This is a genomic window from Caulobacter sp. AVps16 (assembly GCF_058681455.1).
Map to the genome: position 1 here is coordinate 3,190,649 of NZ_CM178739.1, position 26,991 is coordinate 3,217,639.

Below are 26,991 nucleotides of genomic sequence, written 5' to 3' on the forward strand. Positions count from 1 at the left end.
CGTCAAAACACTAAGCGCTCTGAGTTCGATCTGGGCCCCGGCCTTCGCCGGGGAGAGCGGATGTTCAGAGGAACACCATCACCCCGTCGTCGGGGGCCTCGGCGAACAGGCGCTGCATCTCGACCGGACGGCGGTCCCGGGCCAGGGCCTGGTTGATATAGCCCTTGTCAGTCAACTCACCGGAGGCGGCGTCGGGCGCGCCGTCGAGGATCAGGGCGCGGGCCACCTTGCCGCCGCCCTTGGCCGTGGCATTGAGCCGCTCCAGACCCTCGACGATCGCCGCCCGCACAGCGGTGGCATCACCCAGGCGCGCGGCGGCAGTGGGATCGACAAACAGCATCAGTCCGACCCCGTCGTGCCCCTCGCCGCAGACCAGGGCATCAGACACAACCCCACCGATGGCCGACACCGCCGCGACCCTCAGGGCGCCGGCGGCGACGAAGGTGCCGCTGGCCAGTTTGAAGTTCTCGACCAGCCGGCCGTCGAACACCAGGCCCGCCGACGGATCCTCGGGATCTGCCAGGCGCGCCGCGTCGCCCAGCCGGTAGAAGCCGTCCTTGTCAAAGGCGTCGCGGGTGGCGTCGGGCTGGTCGAGATAGCCGGGCGAGACCTGGGGTCCCTTCACGCGGATCTCGAACTTGTCGCCGGCCGGAACCAGTTTCACCGCCGTACCGGGGGTCGGCAGACCCACCATGCCCGAGCGGGCGTTCAGCCAGTGGATGTTGCAGGCGGTCGGCCCCGTCTCGGTCGCGCCATAGCCGGCCGCGAAACTGACCCGCTCGCCGATGGTGCGCACCGCGACAGCCTGGATCCGGTCGAGGATCGACTGGGCCATGGAGGCCCCGCCATATTGCAGCACCCGGACCTTCTCGAAAAACTTCGCCGCCAGGGCCGCATCGCGTTCCAGCTCGCCGACCAGCAGGCCCCAGCCGGCCGGGACCATGTTGTGATAGGTGGTCGCCACCTCTCGCAGGTTGCGCAGGGTCTCGCCAAACCGGGTCGGCGTCGGCTGGCCGGCGTCGATATAGAGGGTTCCGCCCCGGTGCAGCACCATGTGCAGGATGGCGTTGGCCCCGAGGCTGTGGCTCCAGGGCGAGGAATTGACCAGCACCGGCGGCTCGGGATCGGCGTAGCAGGCCTCGATCTGGGCGGCGTTCAGCGCGATATTGGCGTGGGTGCAGACCACGGCCTTAGGCTTGCCGGTCGAGCCCGAGGTCAGCAGCAGCTTGGCCACGTCGGAGGGCTGGCAGAGCGGCGCAACCGGCGGGGCCTCGAGCAGATCCGTATACGGAATATCACTATCTCTGGCGTTCTGGCTGGCGATCACCGGCAGCCCGGCCAGGAAAGGCGCGGCCAAGGCACCGCCGAATGCCACGGCGTCATCGGCATAGACCGCTGCCGGCTTCAGACGTTGAACGGCGAAGTCCAGCCGCGACAGGTCGGCGCCGGCCAGGCCGTACTGCGGCGACACCGGCGCAATGGGCGCGCCCAGGCTCATGGCGGCGTAGCCGATCAGGGCATGGTCGATGCCGTTGCGGGCCAGGATCAGCAGGGGTTTGCCCGGTCCAAGACCCAGGGCCTTCAGCCCGCCGGCGAGGGCTTCGATCCGGGCTCGGGCCTCGGCATAGGTCACAGTCCGCCAGCCCTCGCCGTCGCGCTCGGCCAGCCAGACCCGGTCCGGGGCCTCGACCGACCAGCGCACCAGCGGCGCGGTGACGGTCTGCACCGCCTCGGAATAGGCCATGGGATTGCGCAGGATCAGCGCGTCGCCGCGCTGTTCGACCTCGAGGGCGCGGGGGGCATAGCGGGCGTCGCGGAAGGGCGCGGTAGCGGGGGATGATCCGTCCATGAGCGCTTTATCCCGCGCCTCAGGGGACTGTTCAATCCATCATCAGCGCGCCGCGACGACGCTGCAGCCACAGGCGCTCAGCGGGACCCGGATCCAGGGCCAGGGCCCGGTCATAGGACGCGCAGGCCTCGACGGTCCGGTCCAGCCGGGCCAGCAGGTCGGCGCGTAGCGCATGGTACGGGGCAAAGTCGTCCAGGCCGGTCGGGCTCAGTCCCTCGACCTGGGCCAGGGCAGCCGACGGCCCGGCCACCTCGGCCAGGACCACCGCGCGGTTCAGGCGCACCACCGGATCATCCCGCCAGGCCAGCAGGGCATCATACAGGGCCAGGACCGTGCCCCAGCGCGGCGGCTCCTCCAGACTTCTGCGGCCGCACCAGACCGCATGGATAGCCGCCTGCAGCTGGCGCGGGCCCGGCCTGTCAAGATCAGCGGCGCGACGCAGCAGGCCCTCGGCCTCGACGATCAGGGACCGCCGCCAGAGGGCCGGATCCTGCTCGGACAGGGGCACCATGGCCCCGGTCTCATCCAGCCGGGCTGTCCGCCGCGCCTCGGCATAGCGGACCAGGGCCGCAAACCCCAGGCCTTCGGGCTCGTTCGGCAAAAGCCCGACCAGCACCCCGGTCAGGTCCAGCATCTCACGGGCAAAGCCGGCATGGGCTCCGGCCCCGGCCGCGTCGCCATGGGCACGGGCATAGGCCACCTCCAGGGTCGACAGAACCGCCGACAGACGTTCCGTCCAGGCCTCGGGACCGGGGATCTCGAACGGCTCGCCCGACTGGGCGATCCGGCGCTTGGCCCGCGTCAGACGCTGGAACATGGCCGGCTCGGCCACCAGAAAGGCACGGGCGATCTCGCGCACACTGAGACCGCAGACCAGCCGGAGGGTCAGGGGGGCGCGCGCCTCGACCGGCACGACCGGATGGCAGCAGACGAAGATCAGCCGCAACCGCTCGTCAGGGATCAGGGCCTCGTCGGAGGTCATGGCCTCCTCCACGCTCGGCGTCGGTTCGGGCGGCTCAGGCGCAAGGCGCCGCCGTACGCCGCGCCGCCGCACGGCGTCGAGGGCCGCGCGGCGGGCCGTGGCGTAAAGCCAGGCGGCCGGATCTTGCGGCGGCCGCGATGGCCAGGCCGCCGCCGCGCGGGCGCAGGCCTCGGCAAAGGCCTCCTCGGCCAGGTCCAGATCGCGGAAGCCGGCGGCCAGGGCGGCAATGATCCGTCCGCCGTTTTCGCGGGCGACTCGGTCGAGACCCACCGCCCCGGACATCAGCGCCTAGCCGTGACCGCCGGTCGGCCGGACCTCGACCTTGCCGCCGGGCGACAGGGGGATCTTGCGCGCCCAGGCAATGGCTGCCTCGCGGTCGGGCACGTCGACCATGTAGTAGCCGCCCAGCTGTTCGTGGGTCTCGGCAAACGGGCCGTCATGGACGACGCCGTTCCCGCCCACCGTGGCTGCCGTAAAGGTCGGAGCCAGTTCCGAGCCGCTCCAGTCAATCCCTGAGGCAGCAAGCTCCGCCCCCAGTTTCATGTGCTGGGCGATGATGTCGGCCAGCAGCTTTTCGCCCGCTTCGCCGGCATAGTTGGCTTCGGTCTCATAGATCAGCAGCATGTATTTCACGGCAGGTCTCCCATCCGGCAGGCGCACGCCGCGCCGCCTTCGGAAGCAGAGACGTGCGAGGTCGAGCGGATTCGACAGGCGGCTGGAAGAAAAGTCGAGAGGCGCAGCGAAAAACGCTCGCCTCAGGGCACAGGCGTCGTCGCTACGGTGCCGGGGTCCCGGGCCTCAGCAGCGGAGGCGGCGGTGTCCTCAAGGACCGGCTCAAGGTCCGGCGCGGAGTTCTCGCCTTCAACCGTTTCGGCTGGAGGTGCGGCTGGCAGGATGATGTCCGGCTCGGCGGGTTCGACGACGGGCAAGGCTTCGGCCAGGCTTGCCGGTTCCAGCGCCGGCGTCACCTCGACCAGCAAGGCCTTGGCCGCCTTGACAACGGTGGCCACCGGCAGATCGCTCATGTGGCGGATGGCCTGGGAGAGGTCGGGATCGACCTCGAGAAACTGTTCGAAGGCGCGCGGACCCCGGACGGCGCGGGTCAGGGGGCCCCAGGGGGCGTAGCGGCGCTCGTCGGAGGGGCCAAACAGGCCGACGGTTGGGGTTCCCGCGGCGGCGGCGATGTGCATCAGGCCACTGTCATTGCCGATGAACAGGTCGGCACGCTTCAGGCAGGCATAGGCGGTCAACAGATCGACCTTGCCCGTCAGGTCCACGCATCGGCCACGCGCCGAGGCCATGCGCAGTTCCTCGACCATGCGGCCATCCTCGGGCCCGCCGAGGATCAGCAGGCGGCCGCCGGCCAGGGGACCGTCGGGACCCAGAAGCTGCCCGGCCGTCTGGGCAAAACGCTCGATCGGCCAGACCTTGCCGACCCAGTTGGCGGCGGGGCCCATGGCCAGCAGGGGCCCCGCGGTCTCGCCGGGCTTCACGGCCAGCATCTGGTCGGCCAGGGCCTGGACCTCGGGGGTGATGTAGAGGTGCGGGGCCGGCGGTGCGCCGTCCAGCTTCAGCACCCGGGCTGCATCGATCACCTTGTGAACGACCTCGCCAGGGACCTTCTTCCAGATCGCCCGCTTGTCGCGACGCAGGAACAGGGCCGTGGCTGAGCCGCGCAGGTCGACGATCAGGCTCCATTTCTTGTGACGAACCTGGTTCCACAACTTGAACCAGTGGCCCTTGCCCTTGCCCTTCTCCATGACGATGACCTGGTCGAGGCCGGGAACATGGGCAAACAGGGGAGCGGCGAGCGGGCCCGCGACAATGGTGAACCGGGCACCGGGGATCTCGTCGGCCAGCATGCGGATCAGGCCGGACGACAGCACGGCATCGCCAATCCGCGTGGCGGTGATGAAGAGAATCGGGAAGGCCCGCTGTGTCATCGGGGAAGGTATAGGCTCATCGGCGAGTCGGCGCATCCCACGATGACGGCTTGAGTTTCCGTAAACGCGCCCACTGGCGCGACACGCTGTCGCACGCCACATAGGACAGATGTCCACGACCGCCCTCGCCCCCCTGTCGTCCCGCGCCGTGATCGCCCTGTCCGGGCCCGATTGGCGGTCGTTCCTGCAGGGCCTGATCACCCAGGATGTCGAGACCCTGGCCGAGGGCGAACTGCGTCTGGGCGCGATTCTCACCCCCCAGGGCCGGTTGCTCTATGACCTGTTCGTGGCGGGGACGCAGAGCGGTGCCCTGCTGGACGTGGCGGCCCAGCACCGAGAGGCCATCCTCCAGCGCCTGACCATGTATCGCCTGCGGGCCAAGGTCGAGATCGCGGCCAGCGACCTGACCGTCACCGCCCTTTTCCCAGATGACGGGTCGCTGCAAGACAATTCCAGCCTGTATCGCGACCCGCGCCTGCCGGGGCTCGGGGCCCGGGCCTATGGCCTGGATATTGCTCAGACTGCGGATGAAGATGCATATCAGGCCCATTGTCTCGCCCTCGGTGTCCCCGGGCCGGCTGACTGGCTCAGTGACAAGACCTATCCGATCGAGGCCAATTTCGACCTGCTGAACGGCATCGACTTCAAGAAGGGCTGTTTCGTCGGCCAGGAGACCACCAGCCGCATGAAGCGGCGAGGCCTGATCAAGACCCGGATGGGGCCCATCAGCTTCGACGGCCCGCCCCCCGCCTTCGGCACCGAGATCCTGGCCGGCGAGCGTCGGGCCGGCGAAGTGCTGTCCGGCCGCGAGGGCCGCGCCATGGCCGCCCTTCGCCTTGACCGCATCGAGGCAGACGACCTCACCGTGGACGGGCGCCCCGTCAGGCTCGACCTGCCGGACTGGCTGGCCGTCTCTTAGGGCTGTCTTTGGCCTTGCCAACACCTCCATTTGCAATGTACTTTGATAATCAAAGTCGATGAGCAGATCGACGGGTTTTTGGGGGAGACTATTGGGTATGAATCGACGTCAGATTCTGGGTTGCGGCGCCGGCATGGCCGCCCTGATCACCGCCGGACCCGTCCTGGCCGCCACCGCGCCGGACGCGGGACGCTTCACGGTCGAGACACGCGGTCAGGGACCGGATGTCATCCTCATTCCAGGCCTGTCGTCCTCGCGCGCCATCTGGGAGCCGACGGCCAAGGCTCTGGAGGGCCGCTATCGCGTTCACCTCGTGCAGGTGGCCGGCTTTGCCGGCGCACCGGTGGCGGGCAATGCCTCGGGACCCGTGGTCGCCGGCGTCGCCGAGGCCCTGGCCGGCTACATCCAGACCAAGGGCCTGAAGGCCCCGGCCGTGATCGGTCACTCGATGGGCGGCTCAATCGGTATGGAACTGGCCGCGCGCCATCCGGAGCGGGTCGGCCGGCTGATGGTGGTCGACATGTTCCCCAAGCTGGCCGTGGCCTTCTTCGGCCCGACCGTGACTCAGGAGCAGATCGCCAAGAACGCTGCCATGATCCGCGACGGCATGGTCAACACCCCCGCCGACCAGGCCGCCGTCCAGCAGCGCCAGACCATTGCCGGCATGGTCAAGACTGAAAGCGCCCGCGAGGCCATCATCCAGCACGCCCTGGCCAGCGATCGCGACGTCTCGGGCCGGGCCATGGAAGAGCTGCTGCTGACCGACCTGACGCCGGAGCTGGGCAAGATCACCGCCCCGACCACCGTGCTGCACGCCTTCGACAAGGCCGGCCCCTTCCCGGCCGCGACGGTGGATGGCTGGTACGCCGGCGCCTATGCCCCGCTGAAGGGGGCAAAGCTGGTCCGCATCGACGACACGGCCCACTTCATCATGGTCGACCAGCCCGACAGGTTTCAGGCCGAGGTCGAGGCATTTTTGAAAGGGTAAACCGGCACCCGGCGACGGCTTGACTCTGATGTCACCTCAAGGTTACTAGTAACCCACAGGTTACACGAACCGAGAGAAAACCCATGCCCGTCGCCTCCCCCGGCGAAATCGCCGAACGCGCCCAGCGCCGTCGCAACCGCATGCTGTGGCTGGCCCCCATGCTGTTCTTCATCTGGCAGGGCGCATTCTTCAGCGGCTATGCCAAGCCGCATGGGCCGCTGCGCATGGTCGAGATCGTCTCGCTGGGCTCGCATCTGTTCCTGGCCCTGGTCCTGCTGTTCCTGCTGGCCACCGGCGGGGGCTGGCGACACGGCAAGGTCGTCCGGGCCCTGCTCGACGACGAGGCCACCCGCGCCCACCGCGCCCGGGCCTATGCCGCCGGCTTCTGGGCCCTGGCCGCCTGCGCCCTGGGGCTCTATGCGGCCGCGCCGTTCGTTCCGCTGGAGGCCGGAGAGATTGCCCACATCCTGCTGTCGGTCGCCGTGGTGGTTCCAGCCCTGCGTTTCGTGATGCTGGAGCGGCGCGCCGACCGTGACTGACGCACCATTGCTGAGCCAGCTCAAGGCCGTTCGCACCGAGGCCGGCCTGACCCAGGCCGATCTGGCCGAACGGGTGGGCGTCACCCGCAAGACCATCAATACCGTGGAGAACGGGGTCTTCATCCCCTCCACGGTGCTGGCCCTGAAACTGGCCCGGGCCCTTTCGACCACCGTCGAGGGGCTCTTCCAGTTACCGGACTGAGCCGCGTTCCGTTCACGAAAAGTTCTGGAAATCGCACACGAGATCAGCCAAGCTTGGCCGCATGACCGAGCTCATACGCTGCAACACCTGGAAGGGCATGGCGGGCGATCCCGTCTATGAGGCCTATCACGACACCGAATGGGGCGTGCCGGAGTACGACTCCCGCGCCCTGTGGGCAAAGCTGGTGCTGGACGGTTTCCAGGCCGGACTGTCGTGGATCACCATCCTGCGCAAGCGCGACGCCTTCCGGGCCGCCTTCGCCGATTTCGATCCCGAGATCGTGGCGCGGTTTGGTGAGGCCGACCGGGCGCGCCTGATGGCCGATGCCGGAATCATCCGCTCCAACGCCAAGATCGACGCCGCCATCGCCGGGGCGCGGATCTATCTGGACATGCGCGAGCGCGGCGAGGATCTCAGCGACATGCTCTGGGGCATGGTCGGCGGCACACCGGTCCAGAGCACTTGGACCCCCGAGACCGGCACTCCCGCCCGCACACCCCTGGGCGACGAGATGGCCAAGGCCCTGAAGGCAAAGGGCTTCAAGTTCTGCGGCCCAGTGATCGTCTATGCCTTCATGCAGGCGACCGGGCTGGTCAATGACCACCTGACGACGTGTTTCCGGCATGAGGAATGTCGAGCGATGGGGCGGTAAGGGGGCGAGCGCCTTGCCGTGAGACTTAAGGTTAGCTTCCGCTGGGGCGCAGTGGGGAGCGGCGGCGTTTCTTGCCACCGACGTCGCGGGGCCCCTAGCGCTGACTGACCCGCACCCAGTCGACCTCCATCGTTGCCGGCAGGGCCGCCTCGTCCACGCCCTTTGCATTCGCGCCCTCGGGCCAGGCACCGCCGAAGGCAAGGTTCAGGATCAGGTGGAAGGGTTGGTCGAAGGGGGCGGAGCCGGCCACGCCGTCCACGGGCTTCCAGTCCTCCGCCGTGGCGGTGAAATAGCCGACACCGTCCACGAACCAGTCGATCCGCCCCGGAGACCATTCCACCGCATAGACATGGAAGCCATCGGACGTTGTGGCCGGTGCCGTCTGGCCGCCCCACTGGCGGTGCTCGGGACCCCCGCCCTTGCCGAAATGGATCGTACCGAAGATCCGGTTTTCGCGACCGGCCTCGCAGCTCGCGCACGGCGCGCCCAGATTGATGGTTTCGAGGATGTCGATTTCGCCGGACCGTGGCCAGCCGCCATAGGCGCTGGTCTCCGGCATCATCCAGATGGCCGGCCACACGCCCTGACCGCCGGGAACCCGGGCCCGGACCTCGATCCGGCCATAACACCATGCGGCCTTGCCCTTGGTCAGGATCTTGCCCGAGGCAAAGTCGCCGGTCTTCACCGGACCATCGGGCGGACCCCACGGATTGGCGAGGGCGGTTGTCGGGCGCTTGACGGTGGACAGGCGCAGGGTGCCATCCCTGACAGTCACGATATCGGGCGCATCTGTGTAACACTGGCGCTCATTGTTGCCGCCGCCACCGCAGTCAACGGCGTAGGACCATTTGGAGAGATCGAGGCGGTCACCGTCGAAGCCGTCGAACCAGACCAGTCGCCAGGGCTTTTCCGTCGCCGCGCCCGGCGAGGCGGCCAGCAAGGTCGCCGCCAGGGCCGTCAGGGCGAGACGTTTGCGGGCAACCATGGAAGACCTCATGAAACCAGATCCAGCAACCTGTCCCAAACCATGCCGTGCCGGAAGCTTCGGATACGTGGGCCAGGGCGTCCTGCGATCGGCCGGGATGACGGTTTGATGGCCCCGGCAAATCCCCCTATGCACCGCCCCATGGCATCCGGTCCCGACATGTCCCTTGAACGCGCCTGCGGCCACAACCCGGTCTGCGGGGTGGACGAGGCTGGGCGAGGTCCCTGGGCCGGGCCGGTCAGTGCCGGGGCGGTGATCCTCGATCCGGCCTGCATCCCCAGGGGCCTCAACGACTCCAAGAAACTGACGGCAAGGGCCCGCGCGGCGCTTGAGATCGAGATCAAGGAAACGGCCATCGCCTGGGGCGTGGGCCTGGCCGGCATCGAGGAAATCGACGAACTCAACATCCTGCACGCGGCGGGGCTGGCCATGCGGCGGGCCATCGAGGCCCTGGCCGTGACCCCGGCCTTCGCCCTGGTCGACGGCAATTATCGCTTCGACCTGCCCTGCCCGATCCAGACCGTGATCAAGGGCGACAGCCTGTCCTGCTCGATCGCCGCAGCCTCGATCCTGGCCAAGGAAGCCCGCGACCGGATCATGGTCGAGATGGACGGACTCTATCCCGGCTACGGCTTCGCCGGCCACAAGGGCTATCACGCCAAGAGCCATGTCGAGGGCCTTCGCCGACTGGGCCCTTCGCCCATTCACCGGATGAACTGGGCCCCGGTAAAGCTGGCCGCCGAGGGCCTCGACCCCATGGGCGCGAAAGACATGGGCCGCGGCGACTAGATCCCCATCTGCCGCGCGGCCAGGTCGCGCATGATCTCCTCCGAGCCGCCGCCGATGGCGTTGACCCGCACCTCGCGATAGATGCGCTCGATGCGGCTGCCGCGCATATAGCCGGCCCCGCCCATCACCTGCATGGCCTCGCGGGCGCAGTATTCCAGCGTCTCGGTGGCCTGGACCTTGAGCAGGGCGATCTCGGCAATCGGTTGCTCGCCCTGCTGGATCCGCCAGGCCAGTGTCTCCAGCCACGCCTGGGTGACGCTGATGCGCTTGTACATGTCGGCCAGCTTGTGACGGATCACCTGATGGTCGGCCAGGCGCTTGCCGAAGGTCCTGCGCTCGCGGGCCCAGACAATGGCATCCTCCAGGCAGACGCGGGAGAAGCCCAGGGCCCCGGCGGTCATGCCGATCCGCTCGCCATTGAAGTTGCGCATGATCCCGGAAAAGCCCTGGTTCTCGGCTCCGATCAGGTTCTCGACCGGCACCCGCACGTCGTCGAAATAGAGGCTGGCCGTGTCGGACGCCCACCAGCCCTGTTTCTTCAGCGGCGTGCGGGAAAAGCCCTCGCGGTCGCGCTCGATCAGCAGCAACGAGATACCGCCCGCCCCCTCGCCGCCAGTGCGCACCGCCACCGTGTAGAAATCGGCCCTCATGCCGCTGGTGATATAGGTCTTGCCGCCATTGACGACATAGACGTCGCCCTCGCGCCGGGCCGAAGTGGTCAGGGCGGCCACGTCTGATCCGCACGACGGCTCGGTAATGGCCAGGGCCGAGATCTTGTCACCGGCCAACACGGGCGGAATGACCCGCGCCTGCATCGCCTCGGACCCCAGGGCGCGGATCGGCGGCAGGCCGATGCCGTGGCTCATCAGGCCGGCATTGATTCCGCCGGCTCCATGGCGGGCCAGTTCCTGGCTGGTGATGATCGACATGAACGGATCGGACGGCGAGCCACCAAACGCCTCGGGCCAGCCCAGACCCAGCAGGCCGATTTCCGAGGCCTTGCGATAAAGCTCACGGGGGAATTCACCAGCCTCGTCCCAGTCGTCGACGAAGGGCATGATCTCCTTGGTGACCCAGCGGCGCAGGGTGTCGCGCCAGGCGGCATGGTGGTCCTGGTAGAAGGGGCTCTTGCGGCTGAGGTCCAGCGCTTCGAGGGGATTTTGCATGGCGTTCTCCCGGATCACGCCGTCCGTCTGGCGCGGATCTGGCGTGTGAGGGCGCACGATCGGCGAGGCGCCGCTAGGGAAGTAAACCGCCCGCAAAGAGCCGTTCACCTTTCGCTAACCATGCTTCTCAACACAGCCTTCACCAACAAGACTCATGATTCCGTTTGCTGTTTTACAGGACGCGGACATGACCTTCGGGCCGGAAACCATCATTCAGGGCGACTGCATCGAGGCGATGAACGCCCTGCCCGAGAAGTCGGTCGACCTGATCTTCGCCGATCCGCCCTACAATCTGCAGCTGGGCGGCGACCTGCTGCGGCCGGACAATTCCAAGGTCGACGCGGTCGATGACCACTGGGACCAGTTCGAGAGCTTCGCGGCCTATGACAAGTTCACCCGCGAATGGCTGAAGGCCGCCCGCCGGGTGCTGAAGGACGACGGCGCGATCTGGGTGATCGGCAGCTATCACAACATCTTCCGCGTCGGCGTGGCGATCCAGGACCTCGGCTTCTGGATCCTCAATGACGTGATCTGGCGCAAGTCCAACCCGATGCCCAACTTCAAGGGCACCCGCTTCGCCAATGCCCACGAGACCCTGATCTGGGCCTCCAAGAGCCAGGCGGCCAAGCGCTACACCTTCAACTATGACGCCTTGAAGATGGCCAATGACGAAGTGCAGATGCGCTCGGACTGGACCCTCCCGCTGTGCACCGGCGAGGAGCGCATCAAGGGCGCTGACGGCAACAAGGCCCACCCGACCCAGAAGCCGGAAGCCCTGCTCTATCGGGTGATCATGTCGACCACCAAGCCCGGCGACGTGATCCTGGATCCGTTCTTCGGTGTGGGCACCACCGGCGCGGCCGCCAAGCGCCTGGGTCGCCGCTTCGTCGGCATCGAACGCGAAACCGAATATGTCGAGCACGCCAAGGCCCGCATCGCCAAGGTCGTTCCGATCGCCCCGGAAGACCTGGACGTCATGGGCTCCAAGCGCTCGGAGCCCCGCGTGCCGTTTGGCACCATCGTCGAGAGCGGCCTGCTCAGCCCCGGCGACACCCTGTTCTGCTCCAAAGGTGCCCACGCAGCCAAGGTGAGGGCCGACGGCTCGATCACGGTCGGCGACCTGTCGGGCTCGATCCACAAGATCGGTGCCCTGGTGCAGTCGGCCCCGGCCTGCAACGGCTGGACCTACTGGCACTTCAAGACCGACGCGGGTCTGGCCCCCATCGACGTTCTGCGGGCCCAGGTCCGGGCGGGGATGAACTAGAGCAGCCGCTCTGCCGCCAAAGCCGCCTTCAGGAAGACGCTGGGCAGCGCGCCCAGCCGTTCGCGGGCAGTCCAGACGAAGTCGCCTTCGCCCTCGGCGCGGAAGACCTGCAGCGTCAGCGAAAAGTGCGTGAACACGTGCTCGATTGCGCCGACCTCGCCCCAATTGGCGAGAACCGGAGCTGTAGCGACCGCTTCGATGTCCGTGAAGGGAGAGCTGCGCCAGTCGCTGGTCGGCAGACCCAGCATACCGCCCAGCAGACCCTTGGGCGGCCGGCGGACCAGCGCCACGTCATTGCCCCGCGTCAGGACATAGGCCACGCCATGCCGACGCGGCCGATCGGCCTTCTTCGTCTTGCGCGGATAGGTCTCCGGCGCCCCAGTCTTGCGGCCTTCACACCACGCCGAGATCGGGCACACGTCGCAGAGAGGGCTCTTGGGCCGACAGACCGTGGCCCCCAGATCCATCAGCGCCTGGGCCCAGTCGCCAGGCCGGTCGGCCGTGACCAGATCGCCCGCCAACGCCTTCAGTTCCGGCTTGGCGTCAGGCACGGGGGTCTCGACGGCGAACAGGCGGGCCATCACCCGCTCGACATTGCCGTCAACGACATTGGCCTCGCGGTCGAAGGCGATGGCCGCTACGGCGGCGGCGGTATAGGCGCCCACGCCCGGCAGGGCCCGCAGGCCTTCTTCCGAATCAGGAAAGACGCCGCCATGGTCAGCCGCCACAGCCCGGGCGCAGGCCAGCAGATTGCGGGCCCGGGCGTAGTAGCCAAGCCCCGCCCAGGCGGCCATAAGGTCGCCGTCCTCCACCGCCGCCAGATCCGAGACGGTAGGCCAACGCGCCGTGAAGCTCAGGAAATAGGGCGTGGCGTGGGGCACGGTGGTCTGCTGCAGCATCACTTCGGACAGCCACACCCGGTAGGGATCGCTGCGGACGCCACTGCGCCGGCCGGCCGGGCCGACCCGCCAGGCCAGGTCGCGGGCCTGGGCATCGTACCAGGACAGCAGGCTTGAACGGAGGGCGTTCCGAAAAGGGCTGGGGCGATCTTTCATGCCCCTGGCCTACCGCAAACCTCGCGGGGGGCGAAGACCTCGTGCTAACCTGCCGCCATGGCCCGCCGCCCCCTGCCCACTGCCGAAGAGGCCCTTGCGATCCTGCGCCAGCGCCGCACCCGGCCGCCGGTGCGCCCGCCGCCGCCGGCCGGCAAGAACCTCGCGCCGCTGCTGAAGGCGCTGGAGGAAAAATACGGTCAGGGCCCGGCGGCCCTAAAGACCCGCTGGAAGGAAATCGTCGGCGAGACCCTGGCCCGCCGTACGGAACCCGTCAGGATCATCAAGGGCCGCAACGGAGCCGGCGGTGCCCTGGAGTTGCGGGTCGATGGTCCTGTGGCGTCGCTGATCCAGCACCAGGCTCCGCAGATCACCGCCCGTCTCGACATGCTGCTGGGCAAGGGAACCGTCACCCGCCTGCGCATCGTCCAGGGCCCGCTGAGCGTGCCGCCCGCGCCGGTCGTCGCCCGGCCGCGCCGCAAGCCGCCCCTGGACGCGGCCCTGGAACGTCAATTGACCGAGGGCCTGGCCGACCAGCCGGACGGCGGCCTGAAGGATGCCCTGATGAAACTGGGGCGTGGCGTGCTGAGAAGCGAGCAAGGCTGACGTCGAAACATTGACAAGCCGGCTGCGATTGCGCTCATGCCAAGGCCTTATCAGCGCCGTTTTCGCACCCCTAAAGAATCGCGCTTAACTCCACTGTTCTCGCCTCAAGGAAGATCGATCATGCGTCCGATGACCCGCCGGCTCCTGACCGCCGTCGCACTCACCGCCTCGCTGGGCCTTGGCCTCTCGGCCTGCTCTAAGAAGGACGCCGTCTCGGCCGACGACATGAGCCGGGGCAATCCCGACTCCAAGATCACCGTGATCGAATACGCCTCGGCCTCGTGCAGCCACTGCGCCCGCTGGAACGAGGAAGTGTTCCCGGCCTTCAAGGCCAAGTACATCGACACCGGCAAGGTCAATTTCGTCTATCGCGAGATGCTGACCCCGCCCGCCCAGGTGGCCGCCGCCTCGTTCCTGATGGCTCGCTGCGCCGGCAAGGACAAGTATTTCGAGGTCGTTGACTCGGTCTATCGCGCCCAGGAAGAGATGTTCACCACCGGCCAGTTCCGCGAAGTGCTCCTGCGCATCGGCCAGTCCGCCGGCCTGGACGAGGCCAAGTTCAATGCCTGCGTCACCGACGAGAAGGCCCTGAAGGCCCTCAATGATCGCGTCGAGAAGAACGCCAAGCTGTTCAACGTTCAGGGCACGCCGACCTTCATCGTCAATGGCAAGGTCGTCGGCGACGCGGCCGGCGGCGAGCGCAGCCTGGCCGAACTGGACGCCGCCATCGCCGCCGCGTCCAAATAGGACCGGCCGCTTGCCCGTCGACCGTCGCACCCTGATCGCCTCTGGCCTGGCCCTTGCGGCCGGTCCGGGGGCGGCTCAAGCCGCACCCATGCCCGCCGCGCCCGGCGACGTGGTTCTGGGTCTTCCGAATGCCCCAGCCCAACTGGTCGTCTTTGCGTCCCCCAGCTGTTCGCATTGCGCCCACTGGTGGACCGGCGACCTGCCGGCGATCCGCAAGGCCTATATCGACAATGGCAAGGTCCGACTGGTGCTCCGGGAGTTCCTGACCGAGCCGGTCGAGTTTGCGGCCGCCGCCTTCCTGCTGGCTCGCCGCGTCGGGGCCCCGCGGTACTTTGAGGTCCTCGACGCGGTCTTCGCCCGCCAGACCGCCATCTTCGAAAGTGGCGAACTGTTTGAGGGCCTGCAGGCCATCGGCAAGGCTTTCGGCCTGAGCGAGGCCCAGTTCGCCGCGGCCCTCGGCGACCAGAAGGCGCTGGACGCCCTCAATGAGCGGGTCGAGATCGCCGGCGTGCGCGACAAGGTCAACCAAACCCCGACCTTCTTCCTCAACGGCCGCAGGCTGCCCGGTGAACTGACAGTCGAGGGCCTCAAGACCGCCCTGGCCAAGGGCTGAGGACAGGGGAGCGCCGGCGTGCAGTTCCAGCGGCTGCGCCTTTCGGGCTTCAAGTCCTTCGTCGAGCCGACCGAGTTTCGGATCGAGCCCGGCCTGACCGGTATTGTCGGCCCCAATGGCTGCGGCAAGTCCAACCTGCTGGAAGCCCTGCGCTGGGTGATGGGGGCCAATTCCGCCAAGGCCATGCGGGCCGGCGGCATGGACGAGGTGATCTTCGCCGGCAGTGGCGCGCGGCCGGCCCGCAACCATGCCGACGTCACCTTGACCATCGACAATGCCGACCGCACGGCACCGGCCCAGTTCAATGACGATCCGGTCCTGGAGGTCGTCCGCCGCATCGATCGGGGCGAGGGATCGACCTATCGCATCAACGGCCGCGAGGTGCGGGCCCGCGACGTCCAGCTGCTGTTTGCCGACGCCTCGACCGGGGCCAATTCGCCGGCCCTGGTGCGCCAGGGCCAGATCAGCGAGTTGATCGGGGCCAAGCCGCAGAACCGCCGGCGCATCCTGGAAGAGGCGGCTGGTGTCTCGGGTCTGCACACCCGCCGTCACGAGGCCGAGCTTCGACTGCGAGCCGCCGAAACCAATCTCTCGCGCCTTGAGGATGTGGCGCGCGAGCTCGAATCCGCGCTGAACCGGCTTCGCCGTGAGGCCCGGCAGGCGGAAAAGTACAAGCGACTGTCTTCCGAGATCCGGGCTGTGCAGGGCGCCGTGCTGTTCGCGCGCTGGACCGAGGCCCGCGACACCCTGAACCGGACCCAGGCCGAAGCGACCCAGGCGGCGCGAAATGTGGAAGACACCGCCCGCGCCGCAGCTTCCGCCCAGGTCGAGATCACCCGCGCCGAGGCGGCCATGCCGCCCCTGCGCGAAGAGGCCACGATCGCCCAGGCGGTGCTCGGCCAGCTGGCGATCCAGAAGGACCGCGCCGAGCGTGAGGCCGAGGCCGCCGCGGCCGAGTTCCAGCGCCTGTCGGCCGACCTGGCCCGCATCGATGATGACCGGGCCCGCGAGGTCCAGACCCAGCAGGACGCCGCCGCAGCCCTGGCCCGGCTGGATGGCGAACTGGCGGAGATCCGCGCCCTCGTCGCCGCTGCGCCCGAACGGGGCCCCGAGCTGGCTGCCGCCGCCAAGGCCGCCGAGGAGGCCCGGGCCGACGCCGAAGCCGTGGTCGAGCAATTGGCCGCACGGGCTGCTGCTGAGGATGCGCGGGCCCGGGCCGCGACCGCGCGCCTGGCGGATGCGGAGGGCCGACTGGCCCGGACCCGGCGCGCCCTCGACCAGGCCAGGTCGGAGCGCGCCGCCGTTGGGCCCGAAACGGATCCGGCTGCCGCCGACGCCCGCCAGCGTTTTGACAACGCCCAGACGAGCCTGAATGCCGCCCGGGCCGCCCTGGAGACGGCAGAGGCCGAGCGCGCCAAGGCCGCAGAGCAGGAAGCCATGGCCCGGCAGCTGGCGCGCAGTGTCGAGGACCAGCTGGGTCGCCTGAGGACCGAGGCCCGGGGCCTGGCCAACCTGACCGCGCCGCGCAGCCGCAGCGGTCACGCGCCCGCCCTGGATTCGGTCTCCCCGGACAAGGGCTATGGGGCCGCCCTCGCCGCCGCCCTTGGCGATGACCTGGACGCCGCTCTTGACCCGCGTGCAGCCTCCTACTGGGGCGGGGCCGGAACCCCCTCCCCGATCTGGCCCGACGAGGCGCAGCCCCTCGCCCCCCTGGTGAAGGCCCCGCCCGAACTGGCCGCCCGCCTCGCCTTCACGGCGGTGGTGCAGCGCGGCGAGGGCGATCGCCTGCAAAAGGGCCTGTCTCCCGGCATGCGCCTCGTATCCGCCGAGGGCGACCTGTGGCGGTGGGACGGCTTCGTCGCCCGCGCCGACGCACCGCGTCCGGCGGCCGTGAGGCTGGAACAGCGCACCCGTCTGGCCGAGGTCGAGGCCGAGATCGACCTGACCGCGCCGCGGGCCGAGGCGACGACCGGTGCCCTGAAAATCGCCACGGACCGGCTGCGCGCTGCGGAGGACAACCTGCGTGAGCGTCGCCGGGCTCCGCCCGAGGCTGAACGCCTGCTGGCCGGGGCCCGCGACGCCGTGGCCCAGTTCGAGCGTACTGCGGCCCTGCGGGCCGCCCGGGCCCAGTCACTGGACGAGACCATTGACCGCTTCGAGTCTGAACAGGCCGAGGCCGAGGCTGCCCTGGCCGGCGTTCGCGCCGAACATGCCGGTGCAACAGCGGTCGCGGACCTCGCCCCGCAACTGGCGGAAGCCCGCCAGGCCGCAGCCACTGCCCGCGAGGCGGCTTCAGCGGCCCGCACCGCCCTTGATGTCGAAACCCGCGAGCGGGCCGGTCGCCAGCGGCGGCTTGAAGCCCTGGACCGCGACCATAGCGACTGGACCCGCCGGGCGGAGGCCGCCGGCAACCGTATCGCAGGGCTCGATGCGGACCGGGTGAAGGCGGCGGCCGCGCTCGAGGCGGCACGCGAGGCACCGACTGTGCTGAAGGACCGGCTGCTGGTTCTGCTTGAGGAGTTCGGCGCGGCCGAAGCCCGGCGCATACGGGCCAGCGATGCCCTGGAAACAGCCGAGACCGCCCGTCTGACCGCCGACCGTGCGGCCCGGGCCGCCGACCAGGCCGCCGGCGAGGCGCGCGAAACCCGCGCCGCCCTGGTGGCGCATCTCGACGGCGCCCGGGCGCGGTTCGCCGAGATCGCCGGCAGTATTCGCGAATCGGTCCGGATGGAGCCCGAGGAACTCGGCCGCCATGTCGCTGGCGAGGCTGTGGCCGTGCCCAAGGACGCGGCGGGGGTGGAGGCCCACCTCTTTGCGCTCGAACGGGAGCGCGACGCCATTGGGCCGGTCAATCTGCGGGCCGAGGAAGAGGCCCAGGAATATGCCGCGCGCCTGGAGATCATGCGCAGCGAGCGGGCCGATCTGTCCGGCGCGGTCGGCAAGCTGCGAGCCGGTATCGAAGAGCTGAACGCCGAGGGTCGCGAACGCCTGCTCGCCGCCTTCGAGGTGATCAATGGCCATTTCCAGACCCTGTTCCAGGCCCTGTTCGGCGGCGGCCAGGCTGAACTGCGTCTGATCGAAAGCGATGATCCCCTCGAGGCCGGCCTTGAGATCTATGCCTGCCCGCCCGGCAAGCGCATGGCCTCGATGAGTCTGATGAGCGGCGGCGAACAGGCCCTGACCGCCAGCGCCCTGATCTTCGGCGTCTTCCTGGCCAATCCGGCCCCGATCTGCGTGCTGGACGAGGTTGATGCGCCGCTCGATGACGCCAATGTCGACCGCTATTGCAACATGCTGGACGAGATGCGCCGCCGCACCCAGACCCGGTTCATCGCCATCACCCACAATCCGGTGACCATGAGCCGGATGGACCGCCTGTTCGGCGTGACCATGGGCGAGCGGGGCGTCAGCCAACTGGTCAGCGTCGATCTGAATACCGCCGAACAGATGGTGGCGGCGCAGTAGCGACCAGCCCCTTTAGCCTCCGAACAGGCCCAGCACGGCCTGGCGCAGCGGATTGGCGGGATCCGCCAGCAGCTTGATCGCCATGGCGCAGGACATCATCACCAGCAGCGGGCGGATCAGGCCGGCCCCGAATCGCATGGCCAGCCGCGATCCGACCTGGGCCCCGAGGAAGGCGCCAGCGGCCATGGCCAGCCCGATCGGCCAGATCACAGCACCCTTGACCATGAACAGGGTCAGGCTGCCCAGATTGCTGGCGGCATTGGCCAGCTTGGTATGGGCCGTGGCCTTCAGCGCGCCATAGCCGAGCAGGGTCACGATCGCGACCATGTAGAAAGCCCCGGCCCCGGGACCGAAGATACCGTCATAGAAGCCGATCAGCGGCGCGATCAGGCCCGCAAACACCGGCAGGGCCAGACGCGGCGGGGCGTCTTCGGCCTTGAGGGCCTTCGACAGGCCGAAATAGACGGCGATGACGATCAGCAGCAACGGCACCAGGGCCGCCAGGACGCGCGGAGACAGCAGGCTGGCGCAAAGGGCCCCGGCGAGCCCGGCCAGGGCCGTAGCAGCCGCGACCGGAAGGGCGGTCCGCCAGTCGATCAGGCCGCGACGCGCAAAGGCCAGGGTGGAGGAGACCGACCCGAAGGCGCCTTGCAACTTGTTGGTGGCGAGCGCCCCGACAGGATCCAGTCCCGCCAGCAGCAGGGCCGGCACGGTGAGCAATCCGCCACCGCCGGCGATGGCGTCGAAGGCCCCGGCCAGGGCGGCCACGGCAAACATCGTCGCCAGGAGTTCAGGTTGGACGAGATCCATGGGCAGGCCCTCCCGCAGGGTTGGCAAGGAGCCAGGACCATGCGGTCGAGTCGCGGCCCGGGAGACGCGGGAACCGGGCGCGGAGCCCGTTCCCGTCCGATCAGCCGATCAGATTGCCCCATTCATGAGCGCGAGCGCTCTTGCTGGTGCGGCCCAGGGAACGAAGTTGCTCGCGCTGGGCGGCCTTCTCTTCCTTGCGCATGCGCTGCTCGGCGGCGGCATCAGCCTTGCGTTCCTTCCGCTCGGCGCGCTTGGCGGCGAGGATCAGTTCCTGCTTGGCAGCCTGCTCGAGGCGGGCCGCTTCGCGGGCCGCAGCCCGAGCGGCGCGCACGGCTTCCAGTTCGGCGGCGCGAAGCTCTTCGCGCTTGTCGAAATCGGGGTCCGTGACGGTGGGCTTGGGCTTCATTTTCGCCAGCATGGCCTTCTTGGCCTCGGCGGCGGCGGAGATACGATCGGAGAAACCGGTGTTCTTCAGATGCGACATGAATCTTCTGGCTAAGGGAAAGACGCGGCTCTCAAACCTCAAAATGTCGAAAAAAGCAATGCGTCATCCGGCCGGCACGCCGCGCCAGTCTCGGTATGCGGCCTATATGTCGCGGATTGGCACGCCCTGACGCCAAGCCCGGGCCTTGATATGTCGAGACCCGTTCCAGGCTCGCCTTTGCAGCCATGCGCCGCAGAAGGGCTGAACCACCGCAAGGTTTTCTCCACGGAAGCCCCCTGTGCACAAAATGCCATATTATTCATATGCTTGCGGCACTCCGAGCCGACCTTGACGCACCGCAGCGAGGTCTATAGGTTCCGCCGCGATCAAGCCGGCCGGAAATGCGCCTGTTTTAGGCGCATCCGCAGGCGTTTTCGGACCTGACCGCTCCCATGCCCAAGGCCGACGAACCGAACGACAAGGCCCTGCAAAGCCTCGACGCTCGGCTCGACGCCTTTGAGGCCAAGAAGGCGGCAGAAAAGCCGGTGCGCGCGGAGCACGAGAAATCGTCCCAGGACGGCTATCGTCTTCTGGCGGATCTGATCGGCGGCGTGTTGGTGGGGCTCGGCTTTGGCTGGCTGCTCGACCAGTTCGCCCACACGGCGCCCTGGGGCATGGTCGGCGGTTTGCTGATCGGCATGGGGGCGTCGATCTTCGGCGTCGTCCGCAAGGCGATGCAACTGAGCGCGCAGGCGTCGGCAGAAGCTCCAGAGGGGCAGGCCGGCGAAGACACGGGAGGCGGGTCTACCGCCCCCAAGCAGAAGAGAGACTAGGGCCAATGGCCGATCCGATGCACCAGTTCCAGGTCAGCAAGATCGTGGAACTGCCGACCGTGACCGTGTTGGGCCTGCCGATCGATCTGTCGATCACCAATTCCGTGGCCGCCATGCTGCTGGCCGCGACGCTCGTCATCGTGTTCTACGCCCTGGCCTCGGCCAAGCAGGCGGTGATCCCCGGCCGCCTCCAGACGGTGGGCGAGTTGCTCTACGGCCTGGTCGATGGCCTGGCGGAGTCGATCATCGGTCACGAAGGCAAGAAGTTCCTGCCCTTCGTCTTCACCCTGTTCGCCTTCGTGCTGTTCATGAACCTGCAGGGCATGTTCCTGGTGTTCACGGCCACCTCGCAGCTGGCCGTGACCCTCACCCTGGGCATGCTGGTCATCCTGACCGTGGTCGCCGTGGGCTTTGCCAAGAACGGCATCAAGTTCTTCAAGCTGTTCGCCCCGTCGGGCGTGCCCGGCTGGATCCTGCCGCTGGTGGTGCTGATCGAGATCGTTTCGTTCCTGGTGCGCCCCCTGACCCTGGCCCTGCGACTGTTCGGCAACATGGTCGGCGGTCACGTGGTTCTGAAGATCTTCGCCGGCTTCGTCGTCGCCCTGGGCGGGCTTGGCGTGCTCGGCTGGGCCGGCGCGGCGCTGGCCCTGACCTCCGTCGTCGCCCTGACGGCTCTAGAGTTCATGGTGGCCTTCCTTCAGGCCTTCGTGTTTGCGGTGCTCGCCTGCGTCTATCTGAACGACGTCGTGCACCTCGACAGCCACTGATCACCCTTTTTTTCTTTCCAACCTTTCGATCTTTAGGAGTCTCACAATGGAAGCTGAAGCCGCGAAGTACATCGGCGCTGGTCTGGCGATGCTGGGCATGATCGGCGCAGGCATCGGCCTGGGCGTGATGTTCGGTAACTATTTCCAGGGCGCCCTGCGCAACCCGACCGCCGCCGCTCAAGAGCGTCCGATGCTGTTCCTCGGCATGGCGCTGACCGAAGCCCTGGGCATCTTCGCCCTGGTCGTCGCCTTCCTGATCCTCTTCTCCTAATCCTCGGCGCGAGCCGTCTCGTTTCGAGGCGCTCGCACCGAATCCCTTGTTTTCCTGCATTTTCTCGACGCCTCTCGGCGTCAAATCCGTTTGAAAATGCTTAGCTAAAGAGGCGACTTCGCCCATGGCGACGGAACCCCACAGCACGGTCGAAACGACTGGTGCGCCCGAGGCTCACGGTGGCGGCGGACTCCCGCAGCTGCAGTTCGAGCACTGGGGCGGCCAGATCGTCTGGCTGCTGCTCATCTTCGCCGTTCTCTATGCGGTGCTGTCCAAGGGCCTCCTGCCCCGGGTCAGCGGCGCGATCGAGACTCGCGGTGCCAAGATTGCCGGCGACATCGCCGACGCCCGCCGTCTGAAGGACGAAGCCGAGGTCCAGGCCCGTGCGGCTGCGGCCGAGGTGGCCGAGGCTCGCGCTTCGGCCCAGAAGACCGCGGCGGACGCCAAGGCCAAGGCTTCGGCCGCGGCCGCCGAACGTCAGGCCAAGGAAGAAGCGGTTCTGGCCGAAAAGCTGGTCGCCGCCGAGGCCAGCATCCAGGCTGCACGCGACCAGGCCATGAGCCACGTCGCTGCCGTGGCCTCGGATACGGCCAGCGCCATCGTCGAGAAGCTGACGGGCAAGGCGGCCTCGGCCGCTGAGCTCAAGGCCGCCACGGCGTAAGGAGAGACAGACTATGGAACACGAGTCCCTGTTCAGCCTCTCCAACCCCGAGTTCTGGGTTCTGGTCGCGCTGGTCCTGTTCTTCGGCCTTCTGGTCGTGCTCAAGGTCCTGCCCGGTGCCCTGTTCGGTGCGCTCGACGCCCATGCCGCCAAGATCAAGGCCGAGCTCGATGAGGCCCAGCAACTGCGGGAAGAGGCTCAGGCCCTGCTCGCAGACGTGAAGGCCCAGCGCGAGGACGCCGAACGTCAGGCGGCCGGCATGCTTGAAGCCGCCAAGGCCGACGCCAAGCGTCTGGCCGAGGAAGCCAAGGAAAAGCTGGAAGAGCAGATCAAGCGCCGCGCCGAAATGGCCGAACGCAAGATCGCCCAGGCCGAGGCCCAGGCCACGGCGGACGTCAAGGCTGCCGCCGTTGACCTCGCCGCCCAGGCTGCTGAAGCCGTGCTGACGGCGCGCCTTTCGGATCTGAAGAGCGACCCGCTGGTCGATACGGCCATCGGCCAGATGGGTGCCAAGCTGCAGTAGCGGCGATCATCCGGCGAAAAGATCAGGGGCGCAGCTTTAGGGCTGCGCCCTTTTTCTTTGGCTCCAGAGCCGCCGGGCCCGTTTGCGGCCCCGCTTCAGAACACGCCACCGGGCCCGGCGCAGGACCAGCTTCTCGGTGCGCAGCAATTGCTGCCAGAAGACCAGCAGGACCTCCGGCTCACGGCGCATCAGCCGCCGGATCGGAAAGACCAGCTTGGGATGGCGCCTCTGCCAGCGGATGAACTGCTTGCGCGCCTGGAACGAGTAGCGCAGCACGATCATCAGGCCGATGACCAGCATGGGAAGGCCGATATGGCCCGGCAAGGGGGTCAGGACCGCCCCGACCAGGATCACCAGGCTACCAAAGGCGATCGCTGCGATCCGATAGGCCCGAGCCGCAGACTCGCGCAGCAGCAAGGCCAACCGAGCGCGCCGGCGGACCTTTTGCCTGATGTCGATCGCGCTGGTTGAGGCGCCTGTCACCGACGGCGGCGCTTGATCGACTTGCGCCAGCGCACGGCCACGCGCCAACGGCGGGGCATGATCAGCCGCTCAATGCGCAGAACCTGCTGCCAGGCGACCAGCACCACCTCGGGCTCCCGACGCAGCAGTCTGCGCAAGGGAAAGATCAGCTTGGGGTGGGCATGCTGGAAGCGCACGAACTGCTTGCGGGCCTTGAACGAGTTCCGCAGCACAAGCATCAGGCCGATGACCGTGAGCGGCAGGCCCAGCGGGCCCGGCAAGGGGGCTATCACGGCACCGGCAGCGACCAGCAACAGGCCAAGCACCACCAGGGTGACGCGCAGGACGCGCGCCACGATCTCGCGGGCGAGATCATCGGCAGGGGAATGGCGTGCACGAGGCATGGCGAGGGCGACTGAAGCATTCATGAGGAGCTGACGGACTTCACGCTCCGTTTGCTCCTGGAAAATCCAATCAGCCCGACGCGCGAGCCTGATATGTGGACCGATAAGGGCGCCGTAAAGGCGCCCTTTCGACGCGTCCTGAAATAGGACCCTGCTATTCGGCCGCCAGTGGCGCTTCCGCCACAGGTTTCCACCTCAACCGAGGCTTGCGGGCAGCCAGGGTCTCGTCGAGACGCCGCATCGGAGCATGGTAGGGCGCTCCCTTGAAGCGTTCGACATCACCGGCCTTGGCGGCATGAGCCAGGGCTCGCAGTGCGACCACAAAGCGGTCGAGTTCCTGCTTGCTCTCGGTTTCAGTCGGTTCGATCAGCATCGCACCGTGGACGACCAGCGGGAAATACATGGTCATCGGGTGGAAGCCCTCGTCGATCATCGCCTTGGCGAAATCCAGGGTGGTCACGCCCGTGCCTTCAAGCCAGCTGTCGTCGAACAGGGCCTCGTGCATGCACGGGCCGTCCGGGAAGGCCGGGCTCATCACGTCCGACAGGCGGGCCTTCAGATAGTTGGCGTTGAGCACGGCATCCTCGGCCACCTGACGCAGGCCATCGGCCCCGTGGCTGAGCATGTAGGCATAGGCGCGGGTATACATGCCCATCTGGCCATGGAAGGCGCTCATGCGGCCAAAGGCGGTCTCGGCCCCCGCCTCGCCGGCGTGTTCGACCAGGGCAAAGCCGTCTTCGCCATGCACCAGCCAGGGCGTCGGCGCGAACGGCGCCAGAGCCTCGCTGAGCACCACCGGACCGGCACCCGGACCACCGCCGCCATGGGGCGTCGAGAAGGTCTTGTGCAGGTTGATGTGCATGGCATCGACGCCCAGGTCGCCCGGACGAACGCGGCCGACGATGGCGTTGAAATTGGCCCCGTCGCAGTAGAAATAGGCCCCCGCCGCATGGGTCAGGCGCGCAATCTCCACCACATCGCGCTCGAACAGACCGCAGGTATTGGGATTGGTGACCATGATGGCCGCCACGTGATCGCCGAGCTTCGATTCCAGGTCGGCCAGATCAACCCGACCGTCGGCGGTCTGGGCGATCTCGACCACGGTGTAGCCGACAAAGGCAGCCGTGGCGGGATTGGTGCCGTGGGCGCTGGTCGGGGCCAGGACGGTCTTGCGATGACCCTGGCCCTTGGCCTCATGCGCCGCGCGGATGGCGAGCATGCCGCACATCTCGCCATGGGCACCGGCCTTGGGCGTCAGGGCCACAGCGGGCATGCCCGTGAGCGTCTTCAGCCAGTGGGCCAGGCGGTCCATCAGTTCCAGAGCCCCCTGCACGGTCGACTGCGGCTGCAGGGGGTGGATGTCGGAGAAGCCCGGCAGGCGCGCCATCTTCTCGTTGAGGCGCGGATTGTGCTTCATCGTGCACGATCCCAGCGGATACAGCGCCAGGTCGATGGCGTGGTTCTTCTGGGACAGCCGCACATAGTGGCGGACAACCTCGGGCTCGGAGAGGCCCGGCAGGCCGATCGGGGCCGTGCGCAGCAGGCTGTTCAGGTCGTCGGCAGGGGCCGAGGCCTCCGGCAGGTCGACCCCGGTCTTGTGCCAGCCATCGCGCTCGAAGATCAGGGCTTCGTCCTGCAGCAGGCCGCGAGCGCCGGTCAGGGTGGCGTGCGTGTCCACGGTGTCATTGGCGGTTTCGGGACGGGTCGGCCGTCCAACGCTGTTCATGCTCATTGGGCGATGACCTTGGCCAGAACCTTGGCGAAGAAGGTGATGTCGATATCGAGGGTGGTTTCGGTGGCGGCCACCAGCAGCACGTCGTCGAGGCCGGCATGGGCATCGAGACGCGAGAACGGGACGCCGGCGATGATGCCCTGGCCCGCCAGGGTCTCCACCAGCTCGGCGGCCTTGCCCGGCACCCGGATGGCGAATTCATTGAAGAACCGCGAAGTGAGGATCTCGACGCCGGGGATGGCGGCCAGGGCATCCCGCAGGGCGCGGGCCTTTTCGTGATTGATCGCCGCCAGCTGCCGCAGGCCCACCTCGCCCAGCAGGCTCATATGGATGCTGAAGGCCAGGGCGCAGAGGCCGCTGTTGGTGCAGATATTCGAGGTGGCCTTGTCGCGGCGGATATGCTGCTCGCGGGTCGACAGGGTCAGGACGAAACCCCGACGGCCATCGGCGTCCACCGTTTCGCCGCACAGCCGGCCAGGGGCCTGGCGGATGTATTTTTCCTTGCAGGCAAAGAGGCCGACATAGGGGCCGCCGAAGTTCAGGCCGTTGCCGATCGACTGGCCCTCGGCCACCACGATATCTGCGCCCATCTCGCCGGGCGACTTGAGCAGGCCCAGCGACACGACCTCGGTGGTCACCACGATCAGCAGGGCACCGGCGGCCTGGGCCGCGGCGGCGATCCGGGTAACGTCGGTGGCGGTGCCGAACACATTGGGGGTCTGGACGACGACACAGGCGGTGTCGGCGTCGATGGCGGCGATCACCGCGTCCTCGGCATCGATGGCGACGGCCAGGCGCTGGGTCGCGACACCGGCCGCATGGGCCAGGGTGTCGATGGTCTCGACATAGTGCGGGTGGACGCCGCCCGACATCACCGCCTTGTTGCGGCGGGTGACCCGGGTGGCCATCATCACCGCCTCGGCGGCGGCGGTCGACCCGTCATAGAGCGAAGCATTGGCCACCTCCATGCCGGTCAGGGCCGCGACCTGGGTCTGGAACTCGAACAGGACCTGCAAGGTGCCCTGGGCGATTTCCGGCTGGTAAGGCGTGTAGCTGGTCAGGAACTCCGACCGCTGGATGATGTGATCGACCGTCGCCGGCACGTGATGGCGATAGGCTCCCGCGCCACAGAAGAAAGGCCCCTCCCCCGCCGAGCGGTTCCGTCGGGCCAGGGCCGCCATCTCACGCTCGACCTCCAGCTCGCCGGCGTGCAGCGGCAGGTCGACGGTCCCGGCGCGCCGGGCGGAGGCGGGAACATCGACGAACAGAGCGTCGATCGAGTCCACGCCGATAACGCCCAGCATCTCGGCGCGATCATCGGGGGTCAGGGGCAGGTAGCGCAT

At 68.0% G+C, this 26,991-nt stretch carries 29 protein-coding genes; 16 read left to right on the forward strand and 13 right to left on the reverse strand.

Features of this window, described 5'->3' with window-relative positions; translation table 11 throughout:
- Positions 1–64 precede the first annotated feature (64 nt).
- From ACW17U_RS15285 to ACW17U_RS15300, 4 genes are all read right to left on the reverse strand, one after another.
- A complete protein-coding gene (locus tag ACW17U_RS15285) occupies positions 65–1,849 on the reverse strand; it encodes a feruloyl-CoA synthase (protein ID WP_492053563.1) in 1,785 nt (594 codons plus the stop codon).
- Positions 1,850–1,880: 31 nt separating this feature from the next.
- Positions 1,881–3,113: an RNA polymerase sigma factor gene (locus ACW17U_RS15290; protein WP_492053565.1), complete on the reverse strand. Its 1,233-nt coding sequence runs from the start codon at positions 3,111–3,113 to the stop codon at positions 1,881–1,883.
- Between the two features lie 6 nt (positions 3,114–3,119).
- Positions 3,120–3,455: a YciI family protein gene (locus ACW17U_RS15295; protein ID WP_236849558.1), complete on the reverse strand. Its 336-nt coding sequence runs from the start codon at positions 3,453–3,455 to the stop codon at positions 3,120–3,122.
- Positions 3,456–3,586: 131 nt separating this feature from the next.
- Positions 3,587–4,774 (reverse strand): glycosyltransferase family 9 protein, encoded by a 1,188-nt coding sequence (locus ACW17U_RS15300; RefSeq protein WP_062143336.1) that lies wholly within the window; start codon positions 4,772–4,774, stop codon positions 3,587–3,589.
- Between the two features lie 109 nt (positions 4,775–4,883).
- Here ACW17U_RS15300 and ygfZ point away from each other — a divergent pair, with 109 nt between their 5' ends.
- The 5 genes from ygfZ (at position 4,884) to ACW17U_RS15325 (ending at position 8,074) form a co-directional block, all read left to right on the forward strand.
- Positions 4,884–5,693 carry a CAF17-like 4Fe-4S cluster assembly/insertion protein YgfZ gene (gene ygfZ / locus ACW17U_RS15305; RefSeq protein WP_492053567.1) on the forward strand — a complete coding sequence of 270 codons (810 nt, stop codon included), beginning with the start codon at positions 4,884–4,886 and terminating at the stop codon, positions 5,691–5,693.
- Between the two features lie 97 nt (positions 5,694–5,790).
- Complete coding sequence (locus ACW17U_RS15310; RefSeq protein ID WP_492053568.1) at positions 5,791–6,681, forward strand: alpha/beta fold hydrolase; 891 nt, start codon at positions 5,791–5,793, stop codon at positions 6,679–6,681.
- An 83-nt stretch (positions 6,682–6,764) separates the two neighbouring features.
- Entirely contained in the window at positions 6,765–7,220 is a 456-nt protein-coding gene (locus tag ACW17U_RS15315) for a hypothetical protein (protein WP_492053569.1), read from the forward strand.
- Entirely contained in the window at positions 7,213–7,422 is a 210-nt protein-coding gene (locus tag ACW17U_RS15320; protein ID WP_062143325.1) for a helix-turn-helix transcriptional regulator, read from the forward strand. The genes ACW17U_RS15315 and ACW17U_RS15320 overlap by 8 nt, the downstream gene beginning before the upstream one ends.
- Before the next feature lie 61 nt (positions 7,423–7,483).
- On the forward strand, positions 7,484–8,074 hold the full coding sequence (locus ACW17U_RS15325) for a DNA-3-methyladenine glycosylase I (protein WP_492053571.1): 591 nt from the start codon (positions 7,484–7,486) through the stop codon (positions 8,072–8,074).
- A gap of 94 nt (positions 8,075–8,168) precedes the next feature.
- Here ACW17U_RS15325 and ACW17U_RS15330 read toward each other — a convergent pair whose 3' ends face one another.
- Entirely contained in the window at positions 8,169–9,071 is a 903-nt protein-coding gene (locus ACW17U_RS15330; protein ID WP_492053572.1) for a glycoside hydrolase family 16 protein, read from the reverse strand.
- A 129-nt stretch (positions 9,072–9,200) separates the two neighbouring features.
- Here ACW17U_RS15330 and rnhB point away from each other — a divergent pair, with 129 nt between their 5' ends.
- Complete coding sequence (rnhB, locus tag ACW17U_RS15335) at positions 9,201–9,848, forward strand: ribonuclease HII (protein ID WP_492053574.1); 648 nt, start codon at positions 9,201–9,203, stop codon at positions 9,846–9,848.
- Here rnhB and ACW17U_RS15340 read toward each other — a convergent pair.
- Positions 9,845–11,014, reverse strand: coding sequence for an acyl-CoA dehydrogenase family protein (locus ACW17U_RS15340; RefSeq protein ID WP_492053576.1), 1,170 nt, complete (start codon positions 11,012–11,014; stop codon positions 9,845–9,847). The two genes, rnhB and ACW17U_RS15340, sit on opposite strands and share 4 nt — an antisense overlap.
- Before the next feature lie 187 nt (positions 11,015–11,201).
- Between ACW17U_RS15340 and ACW17U_RS15345 the strand changes: the two genes are divergently transcribed.
- A complete protein-coding gene (locus tag ACW17U_RS15345) occupies positions 11,202–12,278 on the forward strand; it encodes a site-specific DNA-methyltransferase (RefSeq protein ID WP_492053578.1) in 1,077 nt (358 codons plus the stop codon).
- On the opposite strand, the gene mutY is transcribed toward ACW17U_RS15345, so the two are convergent.
- A complete protein-coding gene (mutY, locus tag ACW17U_RS15350) occupies positions 12,275–13,333 on the reverse strand; it encodes an A/G-specific adenine glycosylase (RefSeq protein WP_492053580.1) in 1,059 nt (352 codons plus the stop codon). The two genes, ACW17U_RS15345 and mutY, sit on opposite strands and share 4 nt — an antisense overlap.
- A 57-nt stretch (positions 13,334–13,390) precedes the next feature.
- Here mutY and ACW17U_RS15355 point away from each other — a divergent pair, with 57 nt between their 5' ends.
- The 4 genes from ACW17U_RS15355 to ACW17U_RS15370 all read left to right on the forward strand — a co-directional run bounded on the left by ACW17U_RS15355 (position 13,391) and on the right by ACW17U_RS15370 (position 18,761).
- The gene (locus tag ACW17U_RS15355) at positions 13,391–13,936 is read left to right on the forward strand and encodes a DUF721 domain-containing protein (protein ID WP_492053581.1); all 546 of its coding nucleotides are present in this window, start codon (positions 13,391–13,393) and stop codon (positions 13,934–13,936) included.
- A gap of 120 nt (positions 13,937–14,056) precedes the next feature.
- Positions 14,057–14,683: a DsbA family protein gene (locus tag ACW17U_RS15360; RefSeq protein WP_062143300.1), complete on the forward strand. Its 627-nt coding sequence runs from the start codon at positions 14,057–14,059 to the stop codon at positions 14,681–14,683.
- Between the two features lie 10 nt (positions 14,684–14,693).
- Positions 14,694–15,296, forward strand: coding sequence for a thioredoxin domain-containing protein (locus ACW17U_RS15365; protein WP_492053583.1), 603 nt, complete (start codon positions 14,694–14,696; stop codon positions 15,294–15,296).
- 18 nt (positions 15,297–15,314) lie between these two features.
- Positions 15,315–18,761: an AAA family ATPase gene (locus ACW17U_RS15370; RefSeq protein WP_492053584.1), complete on the forward strand. Its 3,447-nt coding sequence runs from the start codon at positions 15,315–15,317 to the stop codon at positions 18,759–18,761.
- A 12-nt stretch (positions 18,762–18,773) separates the two neighbouring features.
- Here the strand turns inward: ACW17U_RS15370 and ACW17U_RS15375 are convergent, their stop codons facing one another.
- Together ACW17U_RS15375 and ACW17U_RS15380 are read right to left on the reverse strand one after the other, a co-directional pair.
- Complete coding sequence (locus ACW17U_RS15375; RefSeq protein ID WP_492053586.1) at positions 18,774–19,571, reverse strand: TSUP family transporter; 798 nt, start codon at positions 19,569–19,571, stop codon at positions 18,774–18,776.
- 100 nt (positions 19,572–19,671) lie between these two features.
- Positions 19,672–20,055, reverse strand: a complete 384-nt coding sequence (locus ACW17U_RS15380; protein ID WP_062143285.1) for a DUF6481 family protein — start codon at positions 20,053–20,055, stop codon at positions 19,672–19,674.
- A gap of 392 nt (positions 20,056–20,447) precedes the next feature.
- Between ACW17U_RS15380 and ACW17U_RS15385 the strand changes: the two genes are divergently transcribed.
- The 5 genes from ACW17U_RS15385 (at position 20,448) to ACW17U_RS15405 (ending at position 23,050) form a co-directional block, all read left to right on the forward strand.
- The gene (locus ACW17U_RS15385) at positions 20,448–20,828 is read left to right on the forward strand and encodes an AtpZ/AtpI family protein (protein ID WP_492053588.1); all 381 of its coding nucleotides are present in this window, start codon (positions 20,448–20,450) and stop codon (positions 20,826–20,828) included.
- Positions 20,829–20,833: 5 nt separating this feature from the next.
- Positions 20,834–21,595, forward strand: a complete 762-nt coding sequence (locus tag ACW17U_RS15390) for a F0F1 ATP synthase subunit A (protein ID WP_062143278.1) — start codon at positions 20,834–20,836, stop codon at positions 21,593–21,595.
- Positions 21,596–21,641: 46 nt separating this feature from the next.
- Positions 21,642–21,866 (forward strand): F0F1 ATP synthase subunit C, encoded by a 225-nt coding sequence (locus ACW17U_RS15395; protein ID WP_058348596.1) that lies wholly within the window; start codon positions 21,642–21,644, stop codon positions 21,864–21,866.
- A 124-nt stretch (positions 21,867–21,990) separates the two neighbouring features.
- Positions 21,991–22,527, forward strand: a complete 537-nt coding sequence (locus ACW17U_RS15400; RefSeq protein WP_062143275.1) for a F0F1 ATP synthase subunit B family protein — start codon at positions 21,991–21,993, stop codon at positions 22,525–22,527.
- A 13-nt stretch (positions 22,528–22,540) separates the two neighbouring features.
- Entirely contained in the window at positions 22,541–23,050 is a 510-nt protein-coding gene (locus ACW17U_RS15405; RefSeq protein WP_492053591.1) for a F0F1 ATP synthase subunit B, read from the forward strand.
- A gap of 36 nt (positions 23,051–23,086) precedes the next feature.
- On the opposite strand, the gene ACW17U_RS15410 is transcribed toward ACW17U_RS15405, so the two are convergent.
- From ACW17U_RS15410 to gcvPA, 4 genes are all read right to left on the reverse strand, one after another.
- Complete coding sequence (locus tag ACW17U_RS15410; protein ID WP_378109279.1) at positions 23,087–23,533, reverse strand: hypothetical protein; 447 nt, start codon at positions 23,531–23,533, stop codon at positions 23,087–23,089.
- A complete protein-coding gene (locus tag ACW17U_RS15415) occupies positions 23,530–23,940 on the reverse strand; it encodes a hypothetical protein (RefSeq protein WP_062143269.1) in 411 nt (136 codons plus the stop codon). Before ACW17U_RS15415 ends, ACW17U_RS15410 begins: the two co-directional genes overlap by 4 nt.
- A 130-nt stretch (positions 23,941–24,070) precedes the next feature.
- Positions 24,071–25,648 carry an aminomethyl-transferring glycine dehydrogenase subunit GcvPB gene (gene gcvPB / locus ACW17U_RS15420; protein ID WP_492053593.1) on the reverse strand — a complete coding sequence of 526 codons (1,578 nt, stop codon included), beginning with the start codon at positions 25,646–25,648 and terminating at the stop codon, positions 24,071–24,073.
- Positions 25,645–26,991: an aminomethyl-transferring glycine dehydrogenase subunit GcvPA gene (gene gcvPA, locus ACW17U_RS15425; RefSeq protein ID WP_492053595.1), complete on the reverse strand. Its 1,347-nt coding sequence runs from the start codon at positions 26,989–26,991 to the stop codon at positions 25,645–25,647. The genes gcvPB and gcvPA overlap by 4 nt, the downstream gene beginning before the upstream one ends.

Coding starts and splice junctions, on each gene's coding strand:
- ACW17U_RS15375 (WP_492053586.1), bottom strand. CDS start 19,571: ATGGATCTCGTCCAACCTGAACTCCTGGCGACGATGTTTGCCGTGGCC.
- ACW17U_RS15285 (WP_492053563.1), bottom strand. CDS start 1,849: ATGGACGGATCATCCCCCGCTACCGCGCCCTTCCGCGACGCCCGCTAT.
- ACW17U_RS15330 (WP_492053572.1), bottom strand. CDS start 9,071: ATGAGGTCTTCCATGGTTGCCCGCAAACGTCTCGCCCTGACGGCCCTG.
- rnhB (WP_492053574.1), top strand. CDS start 9,201: ATGGCATCCGGTCCCGACATGTCCCTTGAACGCGCCTGCGGCCACAAC.
- ACW17U_RS15390 (WP_062143278.1), top strand. CDS start 20,834: ATGGCCGATCCGATGCACCAGTTCCAGGTCAGCAAGATCGTGGAACTG.
- ACW17U_RS15400 (WP_062143275.1), top strand. CDS start 21,991: ATGGCGACGGAACCCCACAGCACGGTCGAAACGACTGGTGCGCCCGAG.
- gcvPB (WP_492053593.1), bottom strand. CDS start 25,648: ATGAGCATGAACAGCGTTGGACGGCCGACCCGTCCCGAAACCGCCAAT.
- mutY (WP_492053580.1), bottom strand. CDS start 13,333: ATGAAAGATCGCCCCAGCCCTTTTCGGAACGCCCTCCGTTCAAGCCTG.
- ACW17U_RS15310 (WP_492053568.1), top strand. CDS start 5,791: ATGAATCGACGTCAGATTCTGGGTTGCGGCGCCGGCATGGCCGCCCTG.
- ACW17U_RS15385 (WP_492053588.1), top strand. CDS start 20,448: ATGCCCAAGGCCGACGAACCGAACGACAAGGCCCTGCAAAGCCTCGAC.
- ACW17U_RS15340 (WP_492053576.1), bottom strand. CDS start 11,014: ATGCAAAATCCCCTCGAAGCGCTGGACCTCAGCCGCAAGAGCCCCTTC.
- ACW17U_RS15405 (WP_492053591.1), top strand. CDS start 22,541: ATGGAACACGAGTCCCTGTTCAGCCTCTCCAACCCCGAGTTCTGGGTT.
- ACW17U_RS15355 (WP_492053581.1), top strand. CDS start 13,391: ATGGCCCGCCGCCCCCTGCCCACTGCCGAAGAGGCCCTTGCGATCCTG.
- ACW17U_RS15380 (WP_062143285.1), bottom strand. CDS start 20,055: ATGTCGCATCTGAAGAACACCGGTTTCTCCGATCGTATCTCCGCCGCC.
- ACW17U_RS15415 (WP_062143269.1), bottom strand. CDS start 23,940: ATGAATGCTTCAGTCGCCCTCGCCATGCCTCGTGCACGCCATTCCCCT.
- ACW17U_RS15345 (WP_492053578.1), top strand. CDS start 11,202: ATGACCTTCGGGCCGGAAACCATCATTCAGGGCGACTGCATCGAGGCG.
- ygfZ (WP_492053567.1), top strand. CDS start 4,884: ATGTCCACGACCGCCCTCGCCCCCCTGTCGTCCCGCGCCGTGATCGCC.
- ACW17U_RS15315 (WP_492053569.1), top strand. CDS start 6,765: ATGCCCGTCGCCTCCCCCGGCGAAATCGCCGAACGCGCCCAGCGCCGT.
- ACW17U_RS15325 (WP_492053571.1), top strand. CDS start 7,484: ATGACCGAGCTCATACGCTGCAACACCTGGAAGGGCATGGCGGGCGAT.
- ACW17U_RS15290 (WP_492053565.1), bottom strand. CDS start 3,113: ATGTCCGGGGCGGTGGGTCTCGACCGAGTCGCCCGCGAAAACGGCGGA.
- ACW17U_RS15395 (WP_058348596.1), top strand. CDS start 21,642: ATGGAAGCTGAAGCCGCGAAGTACATCGGCGCTGGTCTGGCGATGCTG.
- ACW17U_RS15300 (WP_062143336.1), bottom strand. CDS start 4,774: ATGACACAGCGGGCCTTCCCGATTCTCTTCATCACCGCCACGCGGATT.
- ACW17U_RS15295 (WP_236849558.1), bottom strand. CDS start 3,455: ATGCTGCTGATCTATGAGACCGAAGCCAACTATGCCGGCGAAGCGGGC.
- gcvPA (WP_492053595.1), bottom strand. CDS start 26,991: ATGCGCTACCTGCCCCTGACCCCCGATGATCGCGCCGAGATGCTGGGC.
- ACW17U_RS15360 (WP_062143300.1), top strand. CDS start 14,057: ATGCGTCCGATGACCCGCCGGCTCCTGACCGCCGTCGCACTCACCGCC.